Below are 25,182 nucleotides of genomic sequence, written 5' to 3' on the forward strand. Positions count from 1 at the left end.
TCGCACGCGGCGTACACGCCGGCGGTCGAGCGGTTGGCGGGCCGACACCGGGAAAGCCGAGCCACCGAGTCACGAACGGCTGCAGCAGACGGCGACGCGCCCGCCGCAGGAACTCAATGCCCGGTGCCGAGCCTCAGCACCTGCCCGGTCAGAAACTGCGCGCGCGGGCCGGCCACGTAGTCGAGCAGCGGCAGGCAGGCCTGCGGCACCAGGCCGTGCGGCAGCTCCAGCGCGTTGATGCGCAACCCGTGCGCGCCCCATTCGGCGGCCAGCGTGGCCACCAGCATCCGGGCCGCATCGGCGTCGCCGGCCAGTAGCCAATCGAGCCCCGCTTCGGGCGCCGGCAGCAGCAGCGTGAGGCTGGCCAGCGCGGCGTGGCTCGAACGAAAGCAGCGAGCCGCATCGAGCACGGCATCGAGCCGCGTGCCGGGCGGCGCCGCCAGCGCGCGCGCGTCGATGACCGCCGGACAGCCCGCGCGGTCGAGGTGGCCTGCATGCGCGCGCACCCACACGCCCAGTGCCGCATGCCAGGCCGGCTCGCGCACGGACTCGAGATGCGGGCGCAAGGGCGCATCGAACGGAAGCAGCAGATGCGCGCCGGCCGGCAGCGGCTGGCTGCCTCCGCACACGGACGAGCCGCCGTCGAGCACCAGCAGTTGTCCGGTGAGCACGCGCGCGCCGGAACTGGCCAGGAAGCACAACGCGTGCGCCATGTCCTCGGGCTCGGCCATCCGGCCCATGGGGATCTTCGACACCGCCTGCGCCGGATTCAGCCGACCGCCATCGATCAGGCGCTGCACGAGTTCGGTGCGCACGAAGCCAGGTGCCAGCGTGGTCACCGTCCAGTCGGGCCGGGCTTGCGCCAACGCGCGGCTCTGCGCGATCAGCCCCGCCTTGCTGGGGCTGTAGAGACCGCGCCACGGAATGGCGCGCAGGCCTGCACCAGACGCCACGTTGACGATGCGCGCCCCGGGCCGCAGGTGCGGCGCACAGGCCTGCACCATGCGCGCCGGCCCGGCCAGGTTGAGCGCAAGAAGGCGATCCGCCGAGCCGTCGTCGTGGCCCGACGTGGCCGCGGCGCCACCGGCCGACAGGCCCGCGTTGTTGATCAATGCATCGAGCGGCGGAATCTCGTGCCCCAGGCGCTCGATCCGCGCCGCATCCGTCAGGTCGGCCACGAGGCTCATCGATGGCGCGGCGTCGGCCGGCCAGGCGGCTTCGAGGCGCTGCAGCGCCTGCGCATCGGCGTCGACCAGAACGCAGCGCCATCCTGCGCGCGCCAGGGCCAACGCCGTGGCGCGGCCGATGCCTGCAGCGGCGCCGGTGAGCAGAACGGTGGGCATCAGGTGCCGCGTACGTCGCGCAACAGCGCGTACACGGCGTCGTGCGGCGCTGCCCTGCCGACCGGCTGGCGCGCGCCGAACAGGGCGGCGTCTTCCTGCGCCAACTCGGGCCGCGTGCGCTCCTCGATCCAGTCGTAGACCACGGTTCGCGCGGCCACGCGCCACTCGCCGCCGCGACGTTCGAAACGGTCCACATAGCGACCGCAAAGAAAGGTCTCGCGATCGGGCCGCGTGGCCGTAGCCTGCAGTGCGAAGAAGCTGCTTTCCACCGCAGCCACCTCGCCATGCAGTTCGATCAGCACGTTGGTGATCTGGTGGACGCGGCGTCCACCCTGCCGCAGCCTGGGCAGCGCCTGCGCGATGAAGCCGGCGGCGCTGCCGTTCCACGCGCCGTGGCAGTCCGTGGCGTCCTCCCAGTAAGCTGAACGCAAGGCGGCCTCGTCGCTGCGGTCGATGCCGCGGCAATAGCGCAGCAGGCAGTCGCGGATCGCCTCGCGGTCCAGCAGCGACTGCAAGGCCGCCGGCATCGGCTCGGGTGTACTCATGCAGCAGTGGGCGCGGCGCGCCGAAAGAGCTGCACCAGGTTGCCCTCGGGATCGCGCAGCGACAGCACGGCCCCGTGGTCGCCCATGTCGCGCAGGCCCAAGACCTGCCCGCCGGCGGCAACGATGCGTTCCTGCGCGCCCTCGAAGTCGTCCACCTCCAGCACCATCACCAGCCCGCTGGTGGCGGGCGCCGCTTCTTCAAGGCAGGCCAGGGCCACGTTGGTGTTGCCCACGCCGTACTGGATCCAGCGGTCGCCATCGCGAAACTTCATCGGCAGGCCGAGCGCACCTTCGTAGAAGGCATGCAGGCGGGCCGGCTCCTTCGCCACGACGAACACGTTCTGCACGCGCTTGGGCGATGCAACGGCGCCGCTCACAGCGAGGTCTCCGAAGCGCCGCCGTCCAGGCGCAGCACATCCGCATTGAAGAAGCGCGAGCCGTCGCCGGCCAGGAAGCAGATGGCGTCGGCGATGTCCTCCACCGTGCCCAGGCGGCCCAGCGGTGTGCGCCCGATGCGCCGGGCATCGAGTTCGGCGTTGCGATGCTTGGCCGTGCCCTCGGTGGGCACGGCACCGGGCGCGACCGCGTTCACGCGGATGTTGCGCGCGCCCAGGTCGGCCGCCGATGCGCGGGTGATGCCCAGCACGCCGGCCTTGATGCCGCTGTAGACCACCGATCGCATCGGCGACTTGAAGGCCGCGATGGACGCCACGTTGACGATCGAGCCACCGCGCTGCGGGTCCATGACTTCCGCCGCGGCCTGGATGCCCCAGATCACCGACTTGAAGCCGATCTCCACCATGCGGTCCATGACCTCCGGCGTGATCTCGGCGAGCGGCTGGTAGCGCACCCAGGCGGCGTTGTTGACCATGATGTCCAGCCGCCCTGCATCGCGCACGAACTGCGCCACGGCCTCGCGCATTCCTTCGCGCGTCGACACATCGCAGGGCAGCCCGATGGCCTGGCCTCCCAACGCGCGGATCTCGGCCACGGCCTCTTCCACGAACTCGGGCTTGAGGTCGTTGATGCCGACCGTGGCGCCCAGGCGGGCCATGGCGCGGGCGGTGGCGCGACCGATGCCGTGGCCGGCACCGCTGATGAAGGCCGCTCGGCCGGAAAGAGACATGGTCATGGGTGGGCTTTCGTGAGGGGTGGCTCGGGCACCAGCAGGGCGTCCAGCGCATGCGCGCCGCGCCCCTGGTCCAGCACCATCAAGGGGTTGATGTCGATCTCGGACACGCTGTCGGCATGGCGCACGGCGAATCGCGACAGCGCCACGATGGCCTTCGCCGCCGCCGGCACATCGGCCTTGGGCCGGCCGCGCGCGCCGTCGAGCAGCGGGAAGGCCTTGAGCGACTGCAGCATGGCGGTGGCCTGCGCCTCGTCCACGGGCGCCGGCTGCAACGCCACGTCCTTGAAGATCTCGGCAAAGATGCCGCCCAGTCCGACCATCACCATCGGGCCGAACATCGGGTCCTTCTTCGTACCCAGGATCAGCTCGACGCCGCCTTGCACCATCTGCGCGACAAGCACGCCGGCGATGCGCGCCGCGGGCGCCTTCTGCGCCACGCGCGCAAGCAGCTGGTCGTACTCCTCGAGCAGTTGCGCTTCGGACCGCACGCCGACGAACACGCCGCCGACCTCGGTCTTGTGGGCGATGTCGGGCGAGACGATCTTGAGCACCAGGGGAAAGCCCATCGCGCGCGCCGCGGCGAGCGCCTCGTCGCGGTTGGCGGCAATCGCCTCCCGCGGCACGGGCAGGCCGGCTTCGGCCAGCACGGCCTTGGCGCTCGCTTCGGTGGCGAAGGCTTGTGCGGCCAACGGCGCGCGCTCGATGGCCGGCACCGCCACCCGTGCAGCGTCGCGCGCACCGAAGCGCAGCAGTGCCGCCACCGTCGCGCAGGCCGCATCGATGCCTTCGACCACGGGGAAACCCATCGCGTTGAGCGTGGCCCGCACGTCCTGCGGCGCGCGGGCACACAGGAGGATCAGGCGCGAAGGATGGTCCTTGCGCACCTGTTCCAGCGCGGCAAGAAACACATCGCGCAGCCGGGGCACATGGAAGGCATTGGCCGACTGCAGGATCAGCGCATCGCAACTGGCGTCGCGCGCCACGGCATCGAGCATCCGGGCCAGGACTTCGGGCCGGCTCGACACCTGTGCGGTCATGTCCACCGGATTGGAGGGCGCGGCGAAGGGCACGACCGACAGGATGCGTTCCTGCGTCTGCGCGGCGAGCTTGGGCAGCGCCAGGCCTTGTGCGCTGGCCGCATCGGCCAGCAGCACGCCGAACCCGCCGGAGGCCGTGAGCACGGCCACGCGATGGCCGCCAGGCACATGCGCCGGACCGACGACAGACAGCGCATGGCCGACTTCGAGCAACTGCTCGATGCTGGGCACGCGGATGGCGCCGCCGTTGCGCAGCACGGCATCGAACACGGCGTCGGAACAGGCCAGCGCGCCGGTGTGCGAGGCCGCTGCCTCGCTGCCGGCCTCCGAGACGCCCACCTTCAACACCACCAGCGGCTTGCCCGCCTCCCGGGCCATGGCCATGGCCTGCGTCAGCTTGGCGCCGTCGCGGCAGGTTTCCATGCAACACAGGATCACGCGCGTGCCGGGGTCGGCCGCCAGCGAGGCGATGGCATCGGCGATGTCCACGTCGCATTCGTTGCCCGTCGTCAGCATGCGGCTGACGCCCAGGCCGCGCTCGCCGGCCAGGCGCAGGGTGAAGCTGCCCAGGTTGCCGCTTTGCGAGGCGATGCCCACCGAACCGGCCACGGGAAAGGACGACTCCAGCGCCACCGAGAAGGTGGCGATGCTCTTGTCGGGCACACCGATCGCGCCCAGGCAGTTGGGGCCGACCACGCGCAGGCCGGTGGCGCGGGCGACATCGCCGATCTGCGCCTGCAGGCGGCTGCCCTCCTCGCCCATTTCGGAAAAACCGGCCGACAGGATGACCGCGGCTTTCACACCGCGCCGGGCGCAGTCCTTCACCGCATCGAGCACGCCCGCCGGCGGCACGGCGACCACGGCCAGCTCGGGCACTGCGGGAACGTCGTCCAGACTGGCATAGGCCGGCAGCGACTGCACGAGACCCGCCTTGCGGTTGATCGGATAGATGCCGCCCGCGTAGCCGTACTTCTGCAAAAACTGCAGGGGCCGGCCGCCGATCTTGGTGACGTCGTCCGACGCGCCGAAGATGGCGATCGAGCGCGGCTTGAACAGCGCGTCCATGCCGCGCCCCACTTCCACGACCGACATCTCAGCGCCCCTTGTAGACGGGTTTGCGCTTCTCGAGGAAGGCCTTGCGGGCTTCCTGCGCGTCTTCCGTGCGGGCCAGCGCCATGGTGAAGTTCTGCTCGAAGCGGTAGCCGTCGCGCTGCGGCATCAGGTCCATCATGTTGGCGGCCTGCTTTGCATAGGCGATGGCCAGCGGCGCCTTGGAGGCGATCTCCTGCGCGATCTCCAGCGCCAGCGGCATCAGCTGTTCGGCGGGCACCACCTCGTCGATCACGCCGCGGCGGTACAGCTCGGCGGCAGGCACCTTCATGCCGGTGAAGAACATGCGGCGCGTGAACGAGCGCCCGACCATGGTGCGCAGCATCGAGACACCGCCCGCGAGGCCCACGTTGATCTCGGGCATGGCGAAGGTGGCGTCCTCGCTCGCCAGGAAGATGTCGCACGCGGCCATGAGGCCGAAGCCCGCGCCCAGCGCGGGGCCGTTGACGGCCGCGATCACGGGCTTGGCGCATTCGCGGATGGCATTGCCCGTCTCGCGCGTCCAGCGGTTGTGGTCGAGAAAGTCGCCGGCCTTGTCGGCATTGGGGCGGTCCTTCAGGTCGGCGCCGGAGCAGAAGAACTTGCCGGTGCCCGTGAGGATCGCCACGCGCACGTCGGAGCGTTCGGAGACCTCGTCGAAGATTTCGATGAGGCGGCGGCGCGTGGCGCGGTCCAGCGCGTTGACCGGCGGCTTGTCGAGCCGGACGACGGCGATGTAGTCGGAAACTTCCAGATTGATGCTCATCGCACACTCCCGGTTTGGTTGGAAAAAGAAACGTGTGGTGCACACGCCTGTGGCGCCAGCAGCTGGGCGACATGCAGGAGGCGATCGCCGTAGCGGAACTCGGAGGCGATGAGGCGCTGCGCCGTGCGCGTGGCCAGCACTTCTTCGCTCACCCCCATGCCGCCATGCATCTGGATGGCCGCTTCCGCACAGGCGCGTGCCGACTCGGCCAGCGACACCTTGGCCAGGCGCAGGGTGCGGCGCAGGTCGGGCGCGTTCTGTTCATGGGCGTGGAAGCAATGGATCACCAGGCCCTTGGCGCCCAGGTACTTCACGTACATGTCGGCCACGCGATGGCGCAGCACCTGGAAGCTCGACAACGCCACGCCGAACTGGCGGCGCTCCTTCAGGTGGGTGACCGTCTGGCGGATGAGGGTGGCCAGCGCGGCCACCGTGTCGGCGGCCGTGAGCAGCAAGGCGGCATCGGTCGCCTTGGCGCGCGCATCGCGTGCAGCGACACCGCGCGCGATGCACGCGCTCTCGGGCACGGCCAGTTGCGCCAGCGTGAAGTCCGCGCCCGCGCGGCCCTCCATCGTCCGGTAGCGGGCCTTCGGTGCGCCGATGCGTTCGGCATCGACCAGGAAGATGGCGTCCTCGCCATCGACTTGCGCAGGCACGAGGTAATGCGTGGCAGGCAGCGTCGCATCGACGCCCTGCACGGCGCCGCTCAGCTCATAGCCGATGTCGAGGTGCCTCGCCTTTACCGCATGGACGTCGGGCGTGGAAGACAAGGCGGTCAGGGGCGCCATCTGCACGCTGCCCTCGGCCACGGCCTCCAGCCAGCGATGGGCCGTTTCGGCGCCCGCGGCCTGCAGCAGCAGCGGCACCACGGCGCAGGTCTCGACCACCGGCAGTTGCAGGCCGTGTGTGGCGAGCCCCTCCACGATGGACGCGAGATCGCTCAGTCTGCCGCCGACACCGCCGGTCTCCTCGGGCACGAGGGTGGCCGTCCAGCCCAGTTCGCGCACGGGGTCACCGTCGATCGCGACGGCGATGTGGTCTTCGGCATAGCGGCTCGCCGCGTCCAGCAGCATGCCGGGAAAGAGCGACGGGAAAGAGGTGGACATGGCTCAGGCTCCCAGGAGTTCGTTGGCGACCACGTTGCGCTGCACCTCGGAGGTGCCGCCGGCGATGGTGCGGGCGCGCGTGAACATGTAGTTCTGGATCCAGGTGGCGTCGGGCACGTCGTCCCCCACCTCGGCGAGAAAGCGATGCGCGGCATCGGGACCGACCGCATCGAGGGCGATGGTCGTCAGGCGCTGCGCGACGTCGGCGCAGGTCATCTTGATGACCGAGGGCTGCACGCCCAGCGGGCGCTGGTGGATCAGGTCGTCGGTGGCCTGCGCCATCATCACGCGCGCGCCCTTCACGTCGGCCTCGCACAGGAGCAACTTGTGGTGCAAGCCGCTGAAGTCGCGCAGCCCCGCGGTGGCGCGGCTCGCCTCCTCGACCAATTGCGTGACCTGGCGGCGCATGAGTTCCAGCCGCGCCACGTTGGCCGGCGGAAGGCGTTCGCGTTCGAGCAGGAACTTGGCGCAGGTCCAGCCCTTGCCGACTTCGCCGACGAGGTTGTCGGCGCGCACGCGCACCTCGTCGAAGAACACCTCGTTCAGGTGATGCCAGCCGTCGATGGTCTGGATCGGGCGCACGGTGATGCCCGGGGTGTCCATGGGCACCAGCAGCAGCGAGATGCCTTCCTGCTTCTTCGCCTCCTTCGACGTGCGCACCAGCATGTAGATCATGCTGGCCTCGTGGGCATGCGAGGTCCAGATCTTCTGGCCGTTGACGACCCACTCGTCGCCGTCTCGCCGTGCGCTGGTGGACAGCGAGGCCAGGTCGGAGCCCGAGCCGGGCTCCGAATAGCCCTGGCACCACCAGTCCGAACCGTCGAGGATGCGCGGCAGGAACCGGGCCTTCTGCTCGGGTGTGCCGAAACGGATGATCACCGGACCGATGTGGCCCAGCCCGTGGTGGTAAAGGGGCGGACAGTCGTTCTCGGCCATCACCTCCTCGAAGATGAGGCGCTGGCGGATGTCCCAGCCCGTGCCGCCGGCTTCGCGCGGCCAGCTCGGCGCACCCCAGCCCTGGGCGTTGAGGATCTGCTGCCAGGCCTGGTATTCGCGCTTCGTGATCTTCTGGCCGGCCGCGACGACGGCGCGGATCTCTGGCGGGCAGGCACTGCGCACGAACGATTCGAGTTCGCGCCGGAAGCCGGCGTAGTCGATGGACATCTTGTCTCCTGTGGAATTTCGGAAAGGCTCAACCCTTGCGCAGCTGCGTGATCAGCTCGTCCAGGGCGGCGGTGGCACCGGCGGCGTCGCGCTGGCGCAGGTTGTGCGCCACCTTGCGGCGCAGCGGAAACAGGTCGGGACGCGGGCGCACCGAGAGCACATGCGTCATGCGCTCGCGCAGCACGCTGGTCATGGTCTGCGCCATCAGCGTGAGCGCTTCGTTATGGCCGGCCGTGGCGATCGACGAGAAGAACGCACTGGCGGAGGCGATGCGCTCTTTGAGCGGTGCGTCGTCGGGGTGCGCCTCGATGGCACCGGCGGCTTCATGCACGGCGTCCAGCTCGGCCTCGGTGGCGCGCTCGCTGGCCAGGCGCAGCAACGTGCCATAGAGCGTGCGATAGGCCTCGTCGATGTCGGCGTCTCCCAACCGCCCTTCCACAACCAGCTTGCGCAGCGACTCGGCCAGCTTCATGTAGGCGCCCTTGTAGAACACCAGCGCCTGGTCGGTTGCTCCGGCGCTCAGGTGCCGGACCTCGCCGATGAAGATGGTGTGGTCGCCGGCTTCGTGAGCCGCATGCACGCGGCATTCGAAGCTCGCCAGGCAATCGTCGATCAGTGGCATGCCCAGCGCGCCGGCGCGCCACGGCACGCCCTCGAACTTGTCCTCGATCTTGCTCGAGGCGAACCGGCCCGACAGCGCATCCTGCTGCTCGGAGAGGATGTTGATGACAAAGCCGTCCGCCGCCTGGAACGTGCCCAGCAATCGGCTCGCATTGCGCAGGCTGAACAGCACCAGCGGCGGGTCCAGCGAGACCGAACTGAAGGAGTTGCAGGTCAGGCCGGCCGGCTGGCCGTCCGGCGTGCAGGTGGTGATGACCGCCACGCCGGTCGGAAAGCACCCGAGCAGCTGACGGAACTGGGCAGGCTCGATGGCGCCGCGGGTGCTTTCTTCTTCAGCGACTTCGGACATGGCGTCTCCTGGCGCTCGGCCTCAAGCCGCAGCAAGTTCGCTCTGGGCCACGGGCCGGTGCGGCGGATCGTTGGCGATCTCCTGCTGCACCGTCGGAATGATGACCTTGCCCCAGACCTCGAGCTGGCGCAGCATCGTGGCGTGGTCGAAGTCGCCCATCTGCGTCTGGAAGCAGTAGTGCACCGGCTTGAGCGTGCGGATTTCGTTGACCACGCGCTCGATCACGGTGTCGATGTCGCCCACGGGCAGCAGCGCGCGCATCTCGTCCAGCGTGGGCTCGCCCTCGACGATGCCTTCCTCGACCTGGTAGTCGTCGGCGATCTGCGCGGTGCGGCGCTTCAGGCTCACGGCGATGCGGCGCTGGTAGCGGGCGCATTCGAGGTAGCTTTCCACCTCGTCCTTGTTGTTGCTGGCATAGGCCGCGCGCAGCAGGCCGACCTGCACGCCGGCCGGGTCCTTGCCCTCCGCCGTGGCCACCTTGTCGATGAGCGCGCGGGTGCCCGCCAGCTTCTCCAGGCCGCCGTCGCCGCCGGAGACGAACACATGGTGATCGGACTTCACGGCGCGCGACAGGAACGCCGGGTCGACGCTGGTGATCCACATCGGCGGCATGGGGCGTTGCACCGCCCGCTGGCTGATGGCGCTCATCGGCTGCTGGTAGTACGCGCCGTCGTAGCTGAACTTCGGCTCCCGCAGGCCCGCCTCGAGCATGTCGAGCATCTCGAAGGTGCGGCCCTTGGCGGATTCGAGCGACACGCCGAATCGCTCGAACTCGAACTGCTGGTAGCCCGAGCCGATGCCCAGGTTCAGGCGGCCGTTCGACAGCTGGTCGACCATGGCCACATCCGCGATCAGGCGGGCCGGCGTGTACAGCGGAGCGACGACAATGCCGGTTCCCAGCCGGATGTTGCGGGTGACCGCGGCGCAGTGCGCGATCATGGTCAAGGGCGACGAGCACATGCCGTAGTTGCTGAAGTGGTGCTCGGCGTACCACGCGGCCCCGAAACCCAGTTCGTCCGCCAGTCGTGTCTGCTCGATGGCATCTCGCAGGATCTGGTGGGAGGTCTTATGCTTGTTCCGCTGCTGCATCAAAATGAAGATTCCGAAATCCATCGCTGTTGCTCCTGGTTGGCTGGTGTTGATCGAGGTCCATCGTAGGAACTCAACGCCTGCGTGGATCACCAGCGAACGCACAGCTTCTTTGCGTCTTTCGAAATGAAGGCCCTCGACTCGCTGCGCATCTTTGTGGCCACCCAGAGAAAGGGCAGCCTCTCGGCCGCGGCCCGCAGCCTCAGCCTCTCGCCCGCGACCATCTCGCGGCGCATCAGCGCACTGGAAGAAGAACTGGGCGTGCAACTGGTGGACCGCACCAGCCGCAACCTCAAGGTGACGGAAGCAGGCCAGGCCTTCCTGGAGCGGGCCGAGGCGATGCTGGAACTCATGAGCGAGGCCGAGCAGGCCGTGCACAACGCGCGCCAGCGACCAGAAGGCCGCCTGCGCGTGCATTCGCGCACGCACATCGGCCTGCGGGTGCTCGCGCCGCTGCTGCCGCGCTTCGCGGAGCTCTATCCGGACATCCGCGTCGAGCTCGAACTCTCCGAGCATCCGATCAACCTGGTGGAACACGACTTCGACGTCGACATCCGCACCGGAGAGTCCAACGATTCAGGCTTCGTCATCAAGCGGCTGCAGTCCAGCGACGAGGTGCTGGTGGCCAGCCCGGCCTTCGTGAAGACCTACTCGCGCATCCGGCATCCCAGCGACCTGCCGCACGTGCGCTGCCTCACCTACCGGCGCGAGCGCGAAGTCATCACCTGGAAGTACATCGACCCGGCGGGTGAACAGCAGGAGCTGGCCATCCAGGGCGTGCTGAGTGCCAACAACGGCGAGCTGCTGCGACTGGCCGCCATCGGCGGCATGGGCGTGGCGCTGCTGTCGGAGGCCACCGTGCGCGACGACCTGCGCGACGGCACGCTGGTGCGGCTGCTACCCGAATACCGCTTTGCCGTGCGGGCGTTCTCCAACGGCGTCTTCGCCGTCTTCCGGCAGAGCCGCGTGCTGCCGCTGAAGGTGCGTGCCTTCGTGGACTACGTGGCAGACGCACTCAGAAGCGAGACCCGCTAGACGTCGGCGAAGTGATGGGGCAGACGCCCCGTGGCGGGCAGGCCGGTGATCACGAACAGCCCGCCATCCTGCGCCTGGTTGCCCTCCAGCCGCGCGCTGCGTGAAATGCTGGTCAGGTACATGTGCTCCAGGCGGGGCCCGCCGAAGCAGATGCTCGTGGGGTAGCTCACCGGCAACTCGACAAGGCGCTCCAGCGTGCCGTCCGGGGCATAGCGCGCCAGCTTGGCGGCGCGGGTCAGCACTGTCCAGAGGAACCCTTGTGAATCCACCGTCGCCCCGTCGGGCCCGGAGTCGAAGGCGTGCGTCTTTGCAAACAGGCGCTTGTTTCGCAAGGGGCCATCCGGGTCGTAGTCATAAACCCAAATGGTTCGCTCCAGGCTGTCGGCCAGGTACAGCACGCGGCCGTCGGGGCTGAAGCAAGGCCCGTTGGCAAAACCGATATCGTCGGCCAGGTGCTCCACGCGAAGGTCGGGGCGCAGCCGGTAGAGCCCGCCCTTCACCGCCTCGCCGGCCTGGCGATCGACGTGCATGGTGCCCGCCAGGAAGTTGCCCGCCGGATCGCACTTGCCATCGTTGAAGCGGACGTTCGGATGGTCCACGGGAATGCGGGCCAGGTGCGCCAGCGTGCGCGTGACGAAGTCATAGCGCGCAAAGGTGTGGCGCAGCGCCACCACGACAGCCTCGCTGCGGCACGGCGCGATCGACCCCACGGGCGCAGGCAACGGGTGCGGCTCGGGCAGCCCGGCCTCGGGGTTCCACCGCCACAGCGTGCCGGCCAGCGCGTCGATCCAGTTCAGGGCCTGTGCATCGGCATCCCAGCAGGGGCTCTCGCCCAGTTGATCTTTGGTCGTCCCGACCCGGGTGATCTTCACGGTCATCGGGCAAGTGTGCGGGCGGGCCGGCGCCCCTGTCGGCGCATCCCGCAAAGCTGCTTTTCATTCCTTGCAGATCACTGCTGGGAGCTGCGCCCTAGACTGAATCCAGCGTTCGATTCGAACCAGAACAGGAGACAAGAATGAGCTATCGAAAACTCGTCATGGGGTTGGCGCTGGGTGCCTGCGCGCTCGCCCCGGCCCTCGCCCTTGCCCAACAGGTGACCCGCCTCGTCGTGCCCTTTGCGGCCGGCGGCGGCACCGACCAGTACTGCCGCATCCTGGCCCAGGAACTCGGCAAGCAAGGGCTGAACGTCATCATCGAGAACAAGCCCGGCGCCAGCGGCATCCTGGCCGCCGACTACGTGGCCCGCGCCAAACCGGATGGGCAGACCGTGCTCGTGTCGTCGCTGGGCACGCTCGCGAACAACAGCGTGCTCTACGAGAAGCTGCCCTACGACCCCGTGAAGGACTTCGCGCCCGTCACGCAGATCGCCTACCAGCCTGCCATCGTCGTGGGTCGCACCGACCTGCCCTACAAGAACATCAAGGAAATGGTGGCCTACGCCAAGCAGAACCCCGGCAAGATCAACCGCGGTTCGCCCGGCGCAGCCATCCTGACCAACCTGGCACCCATCGCTTTCGAAAAGGAACAAGGCTTCAACACCTTGCACATTCCTTTCAACGGAGACGCCCCCGCGCTGCAGGCCCTGCTGGGCAACCAGATCGACATCCACGGCACGTCCATCACGGGATCGCTGCCTTATGTGAAGTCGGGCAAGTTGCGCGTGCTCGGCGTGATGGATTCGCGGCGCCTGCCGCAGGTGCCCGACGCCCCCACGTTCAAGGAACAGGGCTTCGACATGGAAGCCACGCTGTGGTACTCCCTCTCGGTGCCTACCGGCACGCCCAGGCCGGTGATCGACCGGCTGAACAAGGCCGTGAACCAGGTGATCGCCGACCCCGACTTCGTGGCCCGTGCCCGCGCCATCGGCATGGAGCCCCGCGGCGGCACGCCCGAAGAGCTGGCCCGGTTCATCAAGGTCGAGGCGGACCGCTGGCTTCCGATCCTGCGCAGTTTGAATCTGCCGAAGCAATCGCACTAATCCTCAGAGCCCCATGCACAACGCCCCGGAACTCAAGCCTCGAAGGGCTTCGGGTTCCGGGGCGTTGCTGCGATGGCGTCGGCACCCGAGGATGCCAACCCAAAATCAGATCGAGATGTCCTTCTCCGACGCCACCTTGTTCCAGCGCTCGAACTCGCTGGCCATTCGCCGCTTCATGACTTCGGGCGGCTGGTAGGCGCTGAGCGCGCCGATGTTTTCGAGCCCGCGCTTCGTGTCCGCTTCGGCCAGGATGCGGCGCAGTTCCGAGTCGAGCCGGGTCACCACGCCGGCCGGCGTGCCGTTCGGCACGATCAGGCCGCTCCAGCTGCTCACATTGAAGCCAGCGAAGCCTTGCTGCGCGATGGACGGCACCTCGGGCAGGAAGGCCCGGGCATCGGCAGAGCCGAGCGCCAGTGCCTTGAGGCGTCCGCTGCGGATGTGCGGCATGGCCGCGACCAGGTCGACGAACATGGCGCCGATCTGCCCACCCAGCAGGTCGGTGATGGCCGGCGCACTGCCCTTGTAGCCCACATGCTGCATCGGAAAGCCGCCCATGTCCTTGAGCTGCTCCATCGCCAGGTGGCCGATGCTGCCCGATCCCGCGGTGGAGTAGTTGACAGGCTGCGCCTTGGCGGCCGCGATGAAGCCCTTGAGATCGCTCACGCCCGGCAGCACCAGCGGGTTGATCATCAAGACCAGCGGCAAATCGTAGACTGACGCCACGCAGGTGAAATCCTTGCGCACGTCGTACTGGTTGTTCCTGTAGACGATCGGCGCCACCAGCGCGGGCATGCCGAACATCGACACCGTGTAGCCGTCGGGCGCCGACTTGATCAGCGACGTGGTGCCGATGGACCCCGAGGCGCCGGGACGGTTGTCCACGATGACGGGCTGGCCGAGCGCGCCGGTCAGCTTCTGCGCGACCAGGCGCGCGGTCGCATCGGTCGGGCCGCCGGCCGGAAAGGCCACGACCATGCGAACGGTTTTTTCGGGCCAGCGACTCGCCGCGTTGGCGCCGCCGGAGAGCGACGCCAGCCAGGGCGCTGCGCCGGTCGCGAGGCACGACTTCAGCAGGAGCCGGCGCGGGGCGGCGGGTTCGGTTTCTCGGATGCGATGCAATTTCATTTGATGACGCTTCTTTGGCTCAGGGATTCAAGTTGGCCGTCGCCCATGTCGAGCAGCTCGCGCAGCACTTCGGCCGTGTGCTCCCCCAGGTGCGGCGGGTGGTGGCGCACACCCGCGCGTGCGCCGTCGATGATGTAGGGCGGCGCGTGCACGGCCTGCGGCCCCGCCTGCGTGTCTTCGAAGCGGTGCCAGACCTGCGTCTGCGCCGTGCGGTCGGACTGCAGCGCGTCGTAGAGGCCGAGCACCTCCCCGCAGGGAATGCCTGCCTTGTTCATGCGTTCGATGAGAACGGCGCGCGAGAACTGGCCGATCTTCGCGAGCAGGAGTGGCAGCAACTCATGCCGGTGCTTCGAACGTGCGGTGTTGGTGGCGAACTTCGGATCGACCGGCAGCTCGGGGCAAAAAATCACCTCGTCGCAGAACTTCCTGAACTGGCCGTTGTTGCCGACCGCGATCACCACCGGGCCATCCGCGGCCTCGAACACGCCGTAGGGCACGATCGACGGGTGCGAGTTGCCGAACTTGGCGGGGTCGCCCTTGTTGAGCCAGGCGGTGAGCCCGTAGTACGAGGTGATCATCATCCCGCTGTCGTACAGCGACATCTGGATGTGCCGGCCCTCGCCGGTGCGCGTGCGTTCGTAGAGCACGGCCAGGATGGCCTGTGCCGAGTACATGCCGGTGAACATGTCGACCGCGGCAATGCCGAACTTCAGCGGGCCCTGGCCTTCTTCGCCGTTCATGGCCATCAGGCCCGTCTCGCCCTGGATCACGAGGTCGTAGCCCGGCCGCGCTTTTTCCTCGCTCAGCACCGAGTAGCCCGAGATCGAGCAGTAGATGAGCTTCGGGTTGAGCTTGCGCAGGTCGTCGTAGCCCAGGCCCATCTTCTGCGCGCCGCCGTACTTGAAGTTCTGGATGACCACGTCGCACTGCGCGGCGAGCTGGCGCACGATGTCCTGGCCCTCCTTGTCCTGCAGGTCCACGCAGATGGAGCGCTTGTTGCGGTTGCAGCTGTTGAAGTAGGACGTGTTGTGGCTTCCGATGCGCACGCCCCAGTCGCGCGTGCCGTCTCCGCGCTCAGGGTGTTCGACCTTGATCACGTCGGCGCCCAGGTCGGCCAGCGCCATGCCGCACAGAGGGCCGGCCATGACGCGTGACAGGTCCAGCACGCGCATGCCGGCAAGGGGTTGCATGAAAGTTGGGTTCATTCGATGGTTCTCGGGTCTTGTCTTCGATGCGGTTCGCCTGTTCGCCCAGGCGATCGCCGGACGACCGCGCACGGCGCAGCCGCGCGGCCTCCATCAGTTGGCGGTGTAGCCGCCGTCGACCGGCAGGATGGTTCCGGTGACGTAGCGCGCCTGCTCCGAGGCCAGGAACACCACGGGGCCCGCGATGTCCTGCGGATCGCCCACGCGACGCAGGAACGTGCGGCGCACCATCCGCTCGTGACGCTCGGCGTCATCCGCGATGTGGGCGGTCATCGGCGTCATGACCAGTCCGGGGGCGACGGCATTCACGCGCACGCCGTGCGGACCGAAGTCGCGCGCCAGGAATTTCGTGAGCTGACCGACCGCCCCTTTCGACGCGCCATAGGCCATGTGGGCCGAGGTCGCCACGAGCGAGGTGATGGACGCCACATTGACGACGGCGCCCCGCGTCTTGCGCAGGCCTTCGGTGCAGGCCACGGTGAGGTTGAGCACGCCCTTGACGTTCACCGCCATCACGTGGTCGATGTCGTCCGAGAGCGACTGCGCCTCGAACGCCGCGCTGCGGCCACCGACGCCCGCGTTGTTCACGAGCACGCCCACGGGGCCCCAGGCTTGCTGCAGGTCGGCGACCACGGCCTCGCATTGCGCGGCGTCGCGCACGTCCAGCGCGTACGGGCGCACGCGGTCCGCCGCATGGCCCGTGCGCGCGGCGGCCTCGCGCGTTTTGTCGGCGTCGATGTCGGTCAACGCGACGCGACAGCCGGCCTCCAGCAGGCGGGTCGCAATGGCGAAGCCGATGCCCTGGCTCGCCCCGCTGACCAGGGCCACCGTGTCATCGAACAACGGACGCATTCAATGCCCCTGCTTGGGCAGATCCAGGCGCTGAAGCAATGGAACCCAGCGCTCGGTCTCGGCCTTCACATAGGCGGCCAGCGCCTGCGGCGTTCCGCCTCGCGGCTCCATGCCGATCGCCTGGGAACGCGCGATGAAGTCCGGATCGACCAGCACCTGGTTGACGGCGCGATTGAGCTTGTCGATGGTGTCCGTGGGCGTGGCGGCTGGCGCGGACAGCGCGTACCACAGCAGTGCCTCGATGTCGTAGCCCTGCTCCTTGAACGTGGGCGCATCGGGCACCTGAGGCAGGCGCTTGGCGTCCATGACGCCCAGCACACGCATCTTGCCCGCCTTGATGTGCTGCAACGGGCCGGTGATGGAGGTGCCCTGAATGTCGATCTGGCTGCCCAGCAGCGCCTGCAAGCCGGGCGAATCGCCATTGAACGGAATGTGCGTCGTGCGAATGCCGGCCATGCCCTCGAAGGCCAGCGGCGCCAAGTTGGTCAGGATGGCCGCGCCCGGCGAACCGCGGTTGATCTTGTCCGGATGGGCCTTGGCATAGGCCACCATTTCCTTGATGTTCTTATAAGGCAGGTCCGCGCGCCCCACGATGATGGTCGGCTGGTAGGCGATCTGCGTGACGGGCGCGAAGCTCTTTACCGGGTCGTAGGGCAGCTTGTCGTACATCACGGTGTTGCTGGCCAGAATGCTCAGCGAGCTCATGAGCACGGTGGTGCCATCCGGCTTGGAACGCGCGACGTTGTCGGCGGCCACGATGCCGCTGGCGCCGGGCTTGTTGTCGACGATGGTCTGGGTGCCGCGCTTGGTGAGTTCAGCGGCCAGCAGCCGCGCGTACTGGTCGGTGCCGCCGCCGGCCGCAAAGGGCACGACGATGCGAAGGGGTTGCTGGGCCTGCGCCGTGCCGACGGCGAGGACGAGGCCGAGCAGAAAGCCGCCGAGGCGCTTCCGGGATTGCATGGCGATGTCTCCTGAATGGGGTGCCGAGATGGCTTTCCTCAGTTTAGGAGCGCGGGCTCGGCGGCATGCATCAAGGGATGAAAAGGTGCTTTGTAGTTTCGGGAGGAACGTCCGAGAGGTGTCCACCTACAGTGAACCGCCCTCGGAAGCTGGATGTCAGCTGGCCACCGGCGCTGCACGGGGACGAAACGCAGCTTCATCTTCGCAAGATTTCACACCCTCACATCCATCAGAAGGAAAAGCGACATCGTGAACGTCCTGAAACCACTCCTGTGTGCAGCGGCAATCGGCATGCAAATGGCCACCGCTTCCGCGGCGACGCCGCAGCCCTTGCTTGAGCGCGCGCTCGCCTTGTCCGATGCAGCCGAGCCCGACGTCATCGCATGGCGTCGTCATCTCCATCAGCATCCAGAACTTGCGTACGCAGAAGTCGAGACGGCCAAGTACATTGCTGCCGCATTGGGCAAGATCCCAGGCGTCGAAGTCCAGACCGGCATCGCCAGGACCGGCATCAAGGCCGTACTGCGTGGCGGCAAGCCCGGCCCGGTGGTTGCGCTGCGCGCCGACATGGACGCCCTGCCTGTCGAGGAACGCAACGGCCTGCCGTTCCGTTCAACGGCCAAGGCCCTGTGGCGTGGCCAGGAAATTTCGGTGTCGCATGTCTGCGGCCACGACACACACGTAGCCATGTTGCTGGGCGCGGCTCAAGCCCTTTCGGCCATGCGAGAGGATCTGCCCGGCACGGTGGTCTTCCTGTTCCAACCAGCCGAAGAGATCGGCCCCGGCGCCGAAAACCCCAGCGGCGCGCTGGCAATGGTCAAGGCCGGCGTTCTGGACAATCCCAAGGTCGATGTCGTGTTGGGCCAGCACATCGGCGCACAAGCGCCCAAGGGCTCCATCTCCTATCGACCTGGTGCCATGCTGGCCAGCATCGACGTGTTCAACATCAAGCTCAACGGCGCTGGCGGGCACGGCGCCGCGCCATGGGCTGCCAACTCTCCCATGTTGGTGGCTGCGGAAATTGCCCTGGGCTTGCAGAACATCGTCAGCCACCGCACCAACCCGACGATCGATGGAGGTGCCACCGTGGTGACGGTAGGCATGCTGCAAAGTGGCAACCGCTTCAACATCCTGCCCGAGACCGCAGAACTCTCAGGCACGGTACGCGCGCTGTCGGCGCAGAACCAAAAGGTCGCCCACGAGCAGATTCGCATGAAAGCCGAGCACATCGCGGCCAGCTACGGCGTCAAGGCCAATGTGCGCATCGATACTGGTGGGGGCTACGGCGTGCTTGTCAACGATGCGCCGACCACGATGGCGCTCGTCGATGCATTGAAGGCCGCAGCAGGAAAAGACAAGGTCACGGAGATCTTGCCGTCAATGGGATCGGAAGACTTTGGCGCCTTCGGCGGCACGGGCGTTCCGGTGGTGTTCTGGATTTTGAACGCCTCGCCGTACCCCGATCGCGCTGGCCCGACAAATCATTCGCCGCTGTTCACCGTCGATGAGTCCGCGATGCGCATCGGGGTGAGAGCCTTGACCAGTGCGACCCTGGCGCAAATGACACGTGCAAGGACAGGCACGCCCTGATGAATCGGATGGTCCAAGCCGCGCGGCACATGCCCTTGAAACTTCGCCCACAACTCGCGGAAGGATTTGCGCATCAGGAAACGCGCCTCCACTGGACGCATAAAGAAAAAGCCGCCGCTCAAGTGAGCAGCGGCTTGATGTGTGTTTCTGTTGGCGCCACTCCGATTCGCCGAGCGAGCGCCGGGCCCTTAGCCTAGCCCCAGTAGCCGGTCCATTTCCTTGGGAAATGTCTTCGCGCTCTGGCGGTCGTGCTGACCTCTCGGCGAGCTCGAAGCGTCTCGATTGAGGGGACCTCTAGGTGCATGGGCAGCAGAAATGACGAAGGGGTTAGCAACTACTACGCTGCTAACCCCTGTCAATTTTGGTCGGTGTGAAAGGATTCGAACCTTCGACCCCTTGCACCCCATGAGGGTGTTTGGAACCGGCCAAATGTCTGTCACAGCACGGGATTGCCGGCAAACCTCTGACAAATTCACAGTCCAAAAATCGAGGAAATGAGCATCTGCCTCCCTCTGAGACTTGCGCGTTTGTCAGACGTTTCCCCCTAGATCGCCGCGCACCGAACACCCAATTTCGACGGCAAGGGCAGTAGCATGCGCCCATGTGGAAGCCCGCCAGCCCCATCATGCTTGGAGGCCGCGCCCTGACCAACCGGGAAGCCTGGTGGCACGAATTCAAGGAAGAGCTGCATGATTAAGGCTCTGGCGAGGTCGACGATCACTGTCTCAACGAAATCTGCCACGCGATCTATCCGCTCGCGCTCAACGTCGACCCGAGGCAGATGGCACAGATCGCCTACGTTGTCCTGATGTTCGAGCCGGCTGAGTTTGTGGAGCTGCAGCATGCGGCCCGCGCCCAGGCGCTGCATCTGAAGTCGTCCGGACCGTGGAGGTCGCGCTGCCCGGGTCCGTGGCGGCAGCGCTGGTAGCTCAGGACTCGACAGGCTCCGCGTCGAATAACTCGACCGGCGGCACCTTCAGCATCTCCCCCACCTCTTCGACCGTGCAGGTCAGCCAGCGGTCGAAGTCGCGCACCTCGAGCGGGATCACTGTGCGCTTGTCCTACTGGTCAGGCGGCAGCTTCGGATCGGGCTTGTGCATTCGGCCCATGAGCGGGCGGCCGCCGACGGCACCGAGGTATCGCTGCAATAAGATCTGGTTACTTGCGCTTCTTGTTTTGGTACAACTCCATCGCAGAGTTCGCAAAGTCGTATGCGACGGCGTGGATTGGCGCCTCTGGATTTTTTTTACACACCGTGTCCAAGACCCTATTGATTAACTTGTGGTTGGGCACCGCTAAGACCATCTTGTCTTCGGAGCCATCCGAGTTCCTGCTCGATAGATAGCCCTGCACCCAGGACTGCACCATCGCTTCCGTGAGGACCTCGTTGTCCTGCTGCGGCGTCTTCCGGACTTGTAGCCAGACATCGCATTTCACGACACCGATACCGCCAATAGCCGACTCGGCCCAAGCCAAGCCCGTAACAGCCAGCATGACGGCCAGAAGAATGTATCGAGTGGATTTCATAAACCCATTGTCCACTGCGCGCCCAATTTCAAAAGTCGCGCACTACAACCTGCTGGGTGTCCTGCTCGATGCCCGCCAAAGGCTACCAGTGGTGTTCCATCGCGGTGGGCCGGCCCGGCGGTCGCCTGCCGGAAGGCCGAGGCCCGTGGCAGAAAGGGCTGAACCCGTGAATCACCGTTGTCACCAAAAATTAAACCGTTAGATTTACATTGCGATCCCCATCTCTCTATCCTCCCTCCTCCGGGGATCGCCTTGCCCGCCTTCGTGCGGGCTTTTTCTTGGGCGCGGCAGACGAGCGCTAGGCCGTCACCACGAAAGCCGAGTGTAGAGTTGCAGCCGACCCGGAGGGATTCTGTGCGCAGACTTCGCTTTCTCACCAACCGCCACCGCGCGCCCTCGACCAACATCGCGCTAGGCCTGTTGTTGGCCTTCAATGCAGGAGCCGTCAACGCTGGCGGCTTCTTGGTGCTGCACATGTACACCTCACACATGACCGGCTTCGCCTCTCAACTGGCGGACGGCATGGTGCTGGGAAACATCACGCTGCTGCTGAATGCGCTGGGAGCCATACTCGCGTTCGTGAGCGGCGCGGCGGTATGCGCGGTCCTGGTGAACTGGGGCCGGCAGCATCGCATGCACGGCGTCTACGCCCTGCCGCTGTTGCTGGAGGCAGCGCTGATGTTTCCGTTCGGGCTCATGGGCGCCATCACGCTGACCTGGGCCACGCCCTTCGCCGTGCCGCTGACGGTATTGCTGCTGTCCTTCATCATGGGCCTGCAGAATGCGGTGGCATCGAAAACTTCAGGCGGCAGTATCCGCACGACGCACATGACCGGCAACATCACCGACGTTGGCATCGAGTTCGGCAAGATGCTTTACTGGAATAGCCGCGCCAAAGTGGCCACGGCAGCAGTGCGCCACGACCGCCGCCGCATGCGTCGCGCCGGCGGCCTAGTCGGCATGTTCGTGCTCGGAGGTGCGATGGGCGCGCTAGGGTTCAAGTACGTCGGCTTTGTGTGCGTGGTGCCGCTAGCCGCTCTACTGCTCGCCCTGTCCATCCCGCCGTTGCTACGCGACATTCCTCTCGCTGGCCGCTCCCGCTGAACTACTAGCGCACTGGTCAGACAGTCAGGCTTGGCTGAACTTCAAACCGACTACTCGAGCGCGAGTCGAGTCACGTCGCGCCCATGCCCGGCAAGGCCTATCAGTGGTGCTCTATCGTGGTGGGCCGACCTGGTGGCCGATTGCCGAAAGGCCGCGGGCCGTGGCAAGAAGGCCCGAACCCGAGGATCGCTGTCGGACAGGCCATTGTGGCTACGCGCTACGGGGCCGAGGTGCCCGACCTTCCTTCAGTCTGAAGGCTCGAGTCCAGCGCGCTCGGAGGGTGGCTGGGCGAACTGTGAATGGGTACTATCGGCCACTAGCAGACGCTGTCGCCCAATGCCCAAATACCTCCGCGCCGCATGCATCCTCTTCGTTTTCACATCTTGTGGAATGGCTGTCCTTGCTCCTCTCCATGAATCAGGAATTTATCGGGTTACGTCGCCGCTACTGCTAGCTTCGTTTGCTGTGGTTGCGATGCTCTTCATGCGTCGAGCTCAATGGACGTGGCAATGGATGAAGGGGATGAGCATCATGACGTTAGTAATCAAAGGCAGCTTCTTTCCGGAGCCGCAGTTCTATGGGCCATATACGGTGCCTGCACGCATCTTCATCTCCATACAACTGTTGGCTTGCTGTGTCATTCTTTGGTCTATCTTGCGCCGCCAAGACACTTGGGCCTGGTTTACGAACCGCCACGCTGGCCCTCAAAGGTCTATATGAGTTTTTTAACGCGCCAGCCACGGACCCGGTCCCGAGCGTCAGATTTTTTGCGAACCAACAGTCCGCGACGGTAGCGCACTCCAGTTACGGTTGTCGGCCACAACCGGACCTTCACAAGCAGGTTAGATTGGCGTCCATGACACGCTCACGAACACCACTTGAGGCCGCCGCAGGCAAACTCGTTGCGACAATTCAGAAGGAGTGGGGCATCGAAGCTGGGGGGCAGGAGGCGGCCGCGAGCGAGGAGGCAATGCACGCGGCCCACGGTCTGCTGCAGGCCGCTTCGAAATTCGGGGCAATCGAGAGCGTCATCGGCTCGAGTTCCGTAGCGACGTACTTGGGCGAGCAGTGGGTTCAGGCTCATCCACAGGTGCTGCCATACATCGAGGCCCTTGAAGGCGCTCAATGAGCAACCGACGTCAAGCGGCCACAAGCGGAAGTTCAGTGAGGACACAATGGCGACACCTGAGCACATAGCCAACATCATCGAGTCGTTGCACACCATCCCAGAAGAAAGTGCTTCGCGAGTTCCAGTCTTGCTGGAACTGCTGGTCGAAGACGGACACGACCGCCATGAAGACGTAGTATTTGAACTCGGGCTAATCGGCGACCCAAGAGCCGTTCCAGCGATCGCGAAGGCCGTGAACATCCCATTTGCCGAACTCGTCCGGTGGAGCAACCTCCATGCGTTTCAGAGAAAGTGCGCGTACGCCCTTGCTCGAATCGGAACGAACGAATCGAAGGCCGTCCTCGAAGACATGGCTCGTAGTTCCGATGCCCAAATTCGGGAATACGGCGAAGAAGGTCTGAGTCATTGGCCCATGCCCTTCAAGGCGCGCTGACCGCTGCCGTGCGCCGTGTGTCACAGTTCGGCCAGAACCGGTCACTCGTTGCCGAGGCGGATCGCCCCTAGAAAATGACACCTGCCCTCTACACGAAACTCGCCGACCGCCTCTTCCCGTTCCGGTGGTGGCTTCTGGCCGCATCTGTCTGTTCAACGCTCTTCGTCCTTGCGCTGTTCAGCCTTCGCGGAGAGATGTTGGCCATCTCGCTTGCAGGCCCGATGATTGGGATTCCATGGGCCGCGCTTTGTGCTGCCACTTGGTTCCATCCCACACGTGGCAACATGCAATCGAGTGGCAGCCGCTTTGGCCGCTTACCGAAATTTGTCCAGACAATCATTCGGTGGTATGCGGCCATCTTTCTAGCCGTATTCGTGGTGTTTTGCGGCGCTGCCTGGCCTCTGTTCGCGGCGTCGACACTTCGGTAGTTCGAGAGGCGACCAAGGGTGGCCTGTGGCCTCCGACGACGGTCGCAATCCGGCCAGGACCAGACATTCAGCACGAACCTCCAGCGAGGCACATGAAGACCCTTGCGATAGCTGCCATTGACGGATACCAACGGTTCATCTCGCCTTACAAGGGCTTCGGCTGCGCACATCGAATGCGGACGGGCGAAGCTTCCTGTTCGCGATTCGCAAAGCGAGCGATTGCTCGCCTCGGGTTGATGACCGGCGCCCTGGTCACCATCCGTCGATTTGAAGCATGCGCCGCTTCGGCGCGAATACTCTCCAGCGCGGACGCCCGCGCAGCCGCGGCGCCGCCGGAAGCTCCCGCCGAGGCTTGCCCGCTTTGGTCTCGCTGGGGTGCGAGAAAGCTGTCAGGGTGCTGCGGATGCTGGCCCGGCTAAGTCAGAATGCGGCCAGGACCGGACATTGGTTCTGCAAGTGAAAATCACCCGGTTGCGGACATTCAACCCCTCGCTAAGGCGAATGTGCCAGAAATCGGGTGCTACGGGGACATAGAAAATGAGCAACCGGCAATGGTTAGACGAACGACGAGTCGATCTCATCGCGATGCGGGTAGAGGCCACCTCTCGAGGACCTTGGGTCGCATCAATCGAAGGTGAAAATCACACCAGCGGTTCAAGCTGCATCATTACTGCCGCTGGCTCAATGGACCTGAGTGGCGCATCAGATCACGACATCGCGTTTATCGCCAGCGCACGCCAAGACGTTCCATATCTTGTCGCGGAGCTTCGCAGGCTCGCGGCGATTCTCGAGTCTCGTTGAGTAGACCTCTATCGGCCAATAGCCGACCTTCGTCATACAGTTTCAATAAACAAGATCGCCGCCGCATGAACATCTTGGTTCCCATGGTTGCCCTGGTTTCTGTGACTGGACTTATCGTCTGGATGTTTTTCAATGCTGGCCAAGCGGTCCCACGCGCCGGGTATGTTCTGGGTTCAGTATGTTTTCTGCTCGTGCTCGGCATTTGGGGACTGATTGCGGTTGACGACTTGGACGGTCCCGGTGCTAGCCTGGGTTTAGCGATCGCATCTACGGTATCGCTCCTTTGTCTCGGCGCGGGAATAGGACTTGTCGCGGGCGCAATGAAAAGTGTTGCACCTGTCGTGGGCTTCGGGCTCGGATTGGCAAGTTTCTGCGCGATTCATCTTTGGATCTTTCGGTCTACCAGTCCATGGGTGGGCGCTTCGCTCCTGCTGGTTTTCTGCATCGGGGGCATGGCCGTAGGAGCATTTCAGAAGAGCGGTGCTCTCGGCCCCTGGGGCACAGCGGCGCCGACAAACTCATAGGCAAGAAGGCCACTACTACCTAAGCCGGTGACCAGCCCACGGCCGGCAAGAGTCGGCCAACTGCCGACATTCACTTTTTGCTTTAGTGCCGTCGTCTTGACGCTGGGATGCTATGACCGGAACGCCAATGGACGAACGACGTGCGAACTGATTCTGGACTCTGGTATTTGAGGGGGATGCTTGCACTCGTCACGAGTGTGCCGGGGCTTTGCCTTGCGCAAGGGCAAGGCTCTTGGGGAGGCGGGGGAGT

24 protein-coding genes are annotated in these 25,182 nt (G+C 65.9%); 7 read left to right on the top strand and 17 right to left on the bottom strand.

Going from position 1 to position 25,182, the window contains the following annotated elements; all coding sequences use genetic code 11:
- Nucleotides 1-113: 113 nt before the first annotated feature.
- The 10 genes from AC07YS_RS07725 to AC07YS_RS07770 are packed head-to-tail and all read right to left on the bottom strand — an operon-like array spanning nt 114 to nt 10,265.
- Complete coding sequence (locus tag AC07YS_RS07725; RefSeq protein WP_495268451.1) at nt 114-1,343, bottom strand: SDR family NAD(P)-dependent oxidoreductase; 1,230 nt, start codon at nt 1,341-1,343, stop codon at nt 114-116.
- Complete coding sequence (locus AC07YS_RS07730) at nt 1,343-1,888, bottom strand: nuclear transport factor 2 family protein (protein ID WP_495268452.1); 546 nt, start codon at nt 1,886-1,888, stop codon at nt 1,343-1,345. Before AC07YS_RS07730 ends, AC07YS_RS07725 begins: the two co-directional genes overlap by 1 nt.
- Nucleotides 1,885-2,265, bottom strand: coding sequence for a VOC family protein (locus AC07YS_RS07735; protein ID WP_062473411.1), 381 nt, complete (start codon nt 2,263-2,265; stop codon nt 1,885-1,887). Before AC07YS_RS07735 ends, AC07YS_RS07730 begins: the two co-directional genes overlap by 4 nt.
- Nucleotides 2,262-3,020, bottom strand: coding sequence for an SDR family NAD(P)-dependent oxidoreductase (locus AC07YS_RS07740; RefSeq protein WP_495268453.1), 759 nt, complete (start codon nt 3,018-3,020; stop codon nt 2,262-2,264). The genes AC07YS_RS07735 and AC07YS_RS07740 overlap by 4 nt, the downstream gene beginning before the upstream one ends.
- The gene (locus tag AC07YS_RS07745) at nt 3,017-5,149 is read right to left on the bottom strand and encodes an acetate--CoA ligase family protein (RefSeq protein ID WP_495268454.1); all 2,133 of its coding nucleotides are present in this window, start codon (nt 5,147-5,149) and stop codon (nt 3,017-3,019) included. The genes AC07YS_RS07740 and AC07YS_RS07745 overlap by 4 nt, the downstream gene beginning before the upstream one ends.
- Before the next feature lies 1 nt (nt 5,150).
- Complete coding sequence (locus AC07YS_RS07750) at nt 5,151-5,912, bottom strand: enoyl-CoA hydratase/isomerase family protein (protein ID WP_495264713.1); 762 nt, start codon at nt 5,910-5,912, stop codon at nt 5,151-5,153.
- Nucleotides 5,909-7,018 (bottom strand): acyl-CoA dehydrogenase family protein, encoded by a 1,110-nt coding sequence (locus AC07YS_RS07755; RefSeq protein ID WP_495268455.1) that lies wholly within the window; start codon nt 7,016-7,018, stop codon nt 5,909-5,911. Before AC07YS_RS07755 ends, AC07YS_RS07750 begins: the two co-directional genes overlap by 4 nt.
- 3 nt (nt 7,019-7,021) lie before the next feature.
- Nucleotides 7,022-8,182: an acyl-CoA dehydrogenase family protein gene (locus AC07YS_RS07760; RefSeq protein WP_487848455.1), complete on the bottom strand. Its 1,161-nt coding sequence runs from the start codon at nt 8,180-8,182 to the stop codon at nt 7,022-7,024.
- Between the two features lie 28 nt (nt 8,183-8,210).
- Nucleotides 8,211-9,152 (bottom strand): flavin reductase, encoded by a 942-nt coding sequence (locus AC07YS_RS07765; protein ID WP_495268456.1) that lies wholly within the window; start codon nt 9,150-9,152, stop codon nt 8,211-8,213.
- Between the two features lie 21 nt (nt 9,153-9,173).
- Nucleotides 9,174-10,265: an LLM class flavin-dependent oxidoreductase gene (locus AC07YS_RS07770; protein WP_447774287.1), complete on the bottom strand. Its 1,092-nt coding sequence runs from the start codon at nt 10,263-10,265 to the stop codon at nt 9,174-9,176.
- Between the two features lie 102 nt (nt 10,266-10,367).
- Between AC07YS_RS07770 and AC07YS_RS07775 the strand changes: the two genes are divergently transcribed.
- Complete coding sequence (locus tag AC07YS_RS07775; protein WP_062473426.1) at nt 10,368-11,276, top strand: LysR family transcriptional regulator; 909 nt, start codon at nt 10,368-10,370, stop codon at nt 11,274-11,276.
- Here AC07YS_RS07775 and AC07YS_RS07780 read toward each other — a convergent pair.
- Complete coding sequence (locus tag AC07YS_RS07780) at nt 11,273-12,154, bottom strand: SMP-30/gluconolactonase/LRE family protein (protein WP_495268457.1); 882 nt, start codon at nt 12,152-12,154, stop codon at nt 11,273-11,275. The two genes, AC07YS_RS07775 and AC07YS_RS07780, sit on opposite strands and share 4 nt — an antisense overlap.
- 137 nt (nt 12,155-12,291) lie before the next feature.
- On the opposite strand from AC07YS_RS07780, the gene AC07YS_RS07785 reads away from it, so the two are divergent.
- Nucleotides 12,292-13,254, top strand: coding sequence for a Bug family tripartite tricarboxylate transporter substrate binding protein (locus tag AC07YS_RS07785; protein ID WP_495268458.1), 963 nt, complete (start codon nt 12,292-12,294; stop codon nt 13,252-13,254).
- A gap of 105 nt (nt 13,255-13,359) precedes the next feature.
- Here AC07YS_RS07785 and AC07YS_RS07790 read toward each other — a convergent pair whose 3' ends face one another.
- From AC07YS_RS07790 to AC07YS_RS07805, 4 genes are all read right to left on the bottom strand, one after another.
- On the bottom strand, nt 13,360-14,379 hold the full coding sequence (locus AC07YS_RS07790) for a Bug family tripartite tricarboxylate transporter substrate binding protein (RefSeq protein ID WP_495268459.1): 1,020 nt from the start codon (nt 14,377-14,379) through the stop codon (nt 13,360-13,362).
- On the bottom strand, nt 14,376-15,569 hold the full coding sequence (locus tag AC07YS_RS07795; protein WP_495268460.1) for a CaiB/BaiF CoA transferase family protein: 1,194 nt from the start codon (nt 15,567-15,569) through the stop codon (nt 14,376-14,378). Before AC07YS_RS07795 ends, AC07YS_RS07790 begins: the two co-directional genes overlap by 4 nt.
- 108 nt (nt 15,570-15,677) lie before the next feature.
- A complete protein-coding gene (locus AC07YS_RS07800; RefSeq protein WP_495268461.1) occupies nt 15,678-16,436 on the bottom strand; it encodes an SDR family NAD(P)-dependent oxidoreductase in 759 nt (252 codons plus the stop codon).
- A complete protein-coding gene (locus tag AC07YS_RS07805; protein ID WP_495268462.1) occupies nt 16,437-17,396 on the bottom strand; it encodes a Bug family tripartite tricarboxylate transporter substrate binding protein in 960 nt (319 codons plus the stop codon). It lies immediately after the preceding gene.
- A 249-nt stretch (nt 17,397-17,645) separates the two neighbouring features.
- On the opposite strand from AC07YS_RS07805, the gene AC07YS_RS07810 reads away from it, so the two are divergent.
- Nucleotides 17,646-18,986 carry a M20 metallopeptidase family protein gene (locus AC07YS_RS07810; protein WP_495268463.1) on the top strand — a complete coding sequence of 447 codons (1,341 nt, stop codon included), beginning with the start codon at nt 17,646-17,648 and terminating at the stop codon, nt 18,984-18,986.
- 544 nt (nt 18,987-19,530) lie between these two features.
- On the opposite strand, the gene AC07YS_RS07815 is transcribed toward AC07YS_RS07810, so the two are convergent.
- Nucleotides 19,531-19,854, bottom strand: coding sequence for a hypothetical protein (locus tag AC07YS_RS07815; protein WP_495268464.1), 324 nt, complete (start codon nt 19,852-19,854; stop codon nt 19,531-19,533).
- A gap of 290 nt (nt 19,855-20,144) precedes the next feature.
- A complete protein-coding gene (locus AC07YS_RS07820; RefSeq protein WP_495268465.1) occupies nt 20,145-20,513 on the bottom strand; it encodes a hypothetical protein in 369 nt (122 codons plus the stop codon).
- Nucleotides 20,514-20,867: 354 nt separating this feature from the next.
- On the opposite strand from AC07YS_RS07820, the gene AC07YS_RS07825 reads away from it, so the two are divergent.
- The 4 genes from AC07YS_RS07825 to yidD all read left to right on the top strand — a co-directional run bounded on the left by AC07YS_RS07825 (nt 20,868) and on the right by yidD (nt 24,026).
- On the top strand, nt 20,868-21,617 hold the full coding sequence (locus tag AC07YS_RS07825; RefSeq protein WP_495268466.1) for a YoaK family protein: 750 nt from the start codon (nt 20,868-20,870) through the stop codon (nt 21,615-21,617).
- Between the two features lie 856 nt (nt 21,618-22,473).
- Nucleotides 22,474-22,746 carry a hypothetical protein gene (locus tag AC07YS_RS07830; RefSeq protein WP_495268467.1) on the top strand — a complete coding sequence of 91 codons (273 nt, stop codon included), beginning with the start codon at nt 22,474-22,476 and terminating at the stop codon, nt 22,744-22,746.
- Nucleotides 22,730-23,179: a HEAT repeat domain-containing protein gene (locus AC07YS_RS07835; RefSeq protein WP_495268468.1), complete on the top strand. Its 450-nt coding sequence runs from the start codon at nt 22,730-22,732 to the stop codon at nt 23,177-23,179. Before AC07YS_RS07830 ends, AC07YS_RS07835 begins: the two co-directional genes overlap by 17 nt.
- 520 nt (nt 23,180-23,699) lie before the next feature.
- Nucleotides 23,700-24,026, top strand: coding sequence for a membrane protein insertion efficiency factor YidD (gene yidD / locus AC07YS_RS07840; protein WP_495268469.1), 327 nt, complete (start codon nt 23,700-23,702; stop codon nt 24,024-24,026).
- Nucleotides 24,027-25,182 lie beyond the last annotated feature (1,156 nt).

The sequence above is a fragment of the Variovorax sp. GW458-11-26-14-LB1 genome, from assembly GCF_059423965.1.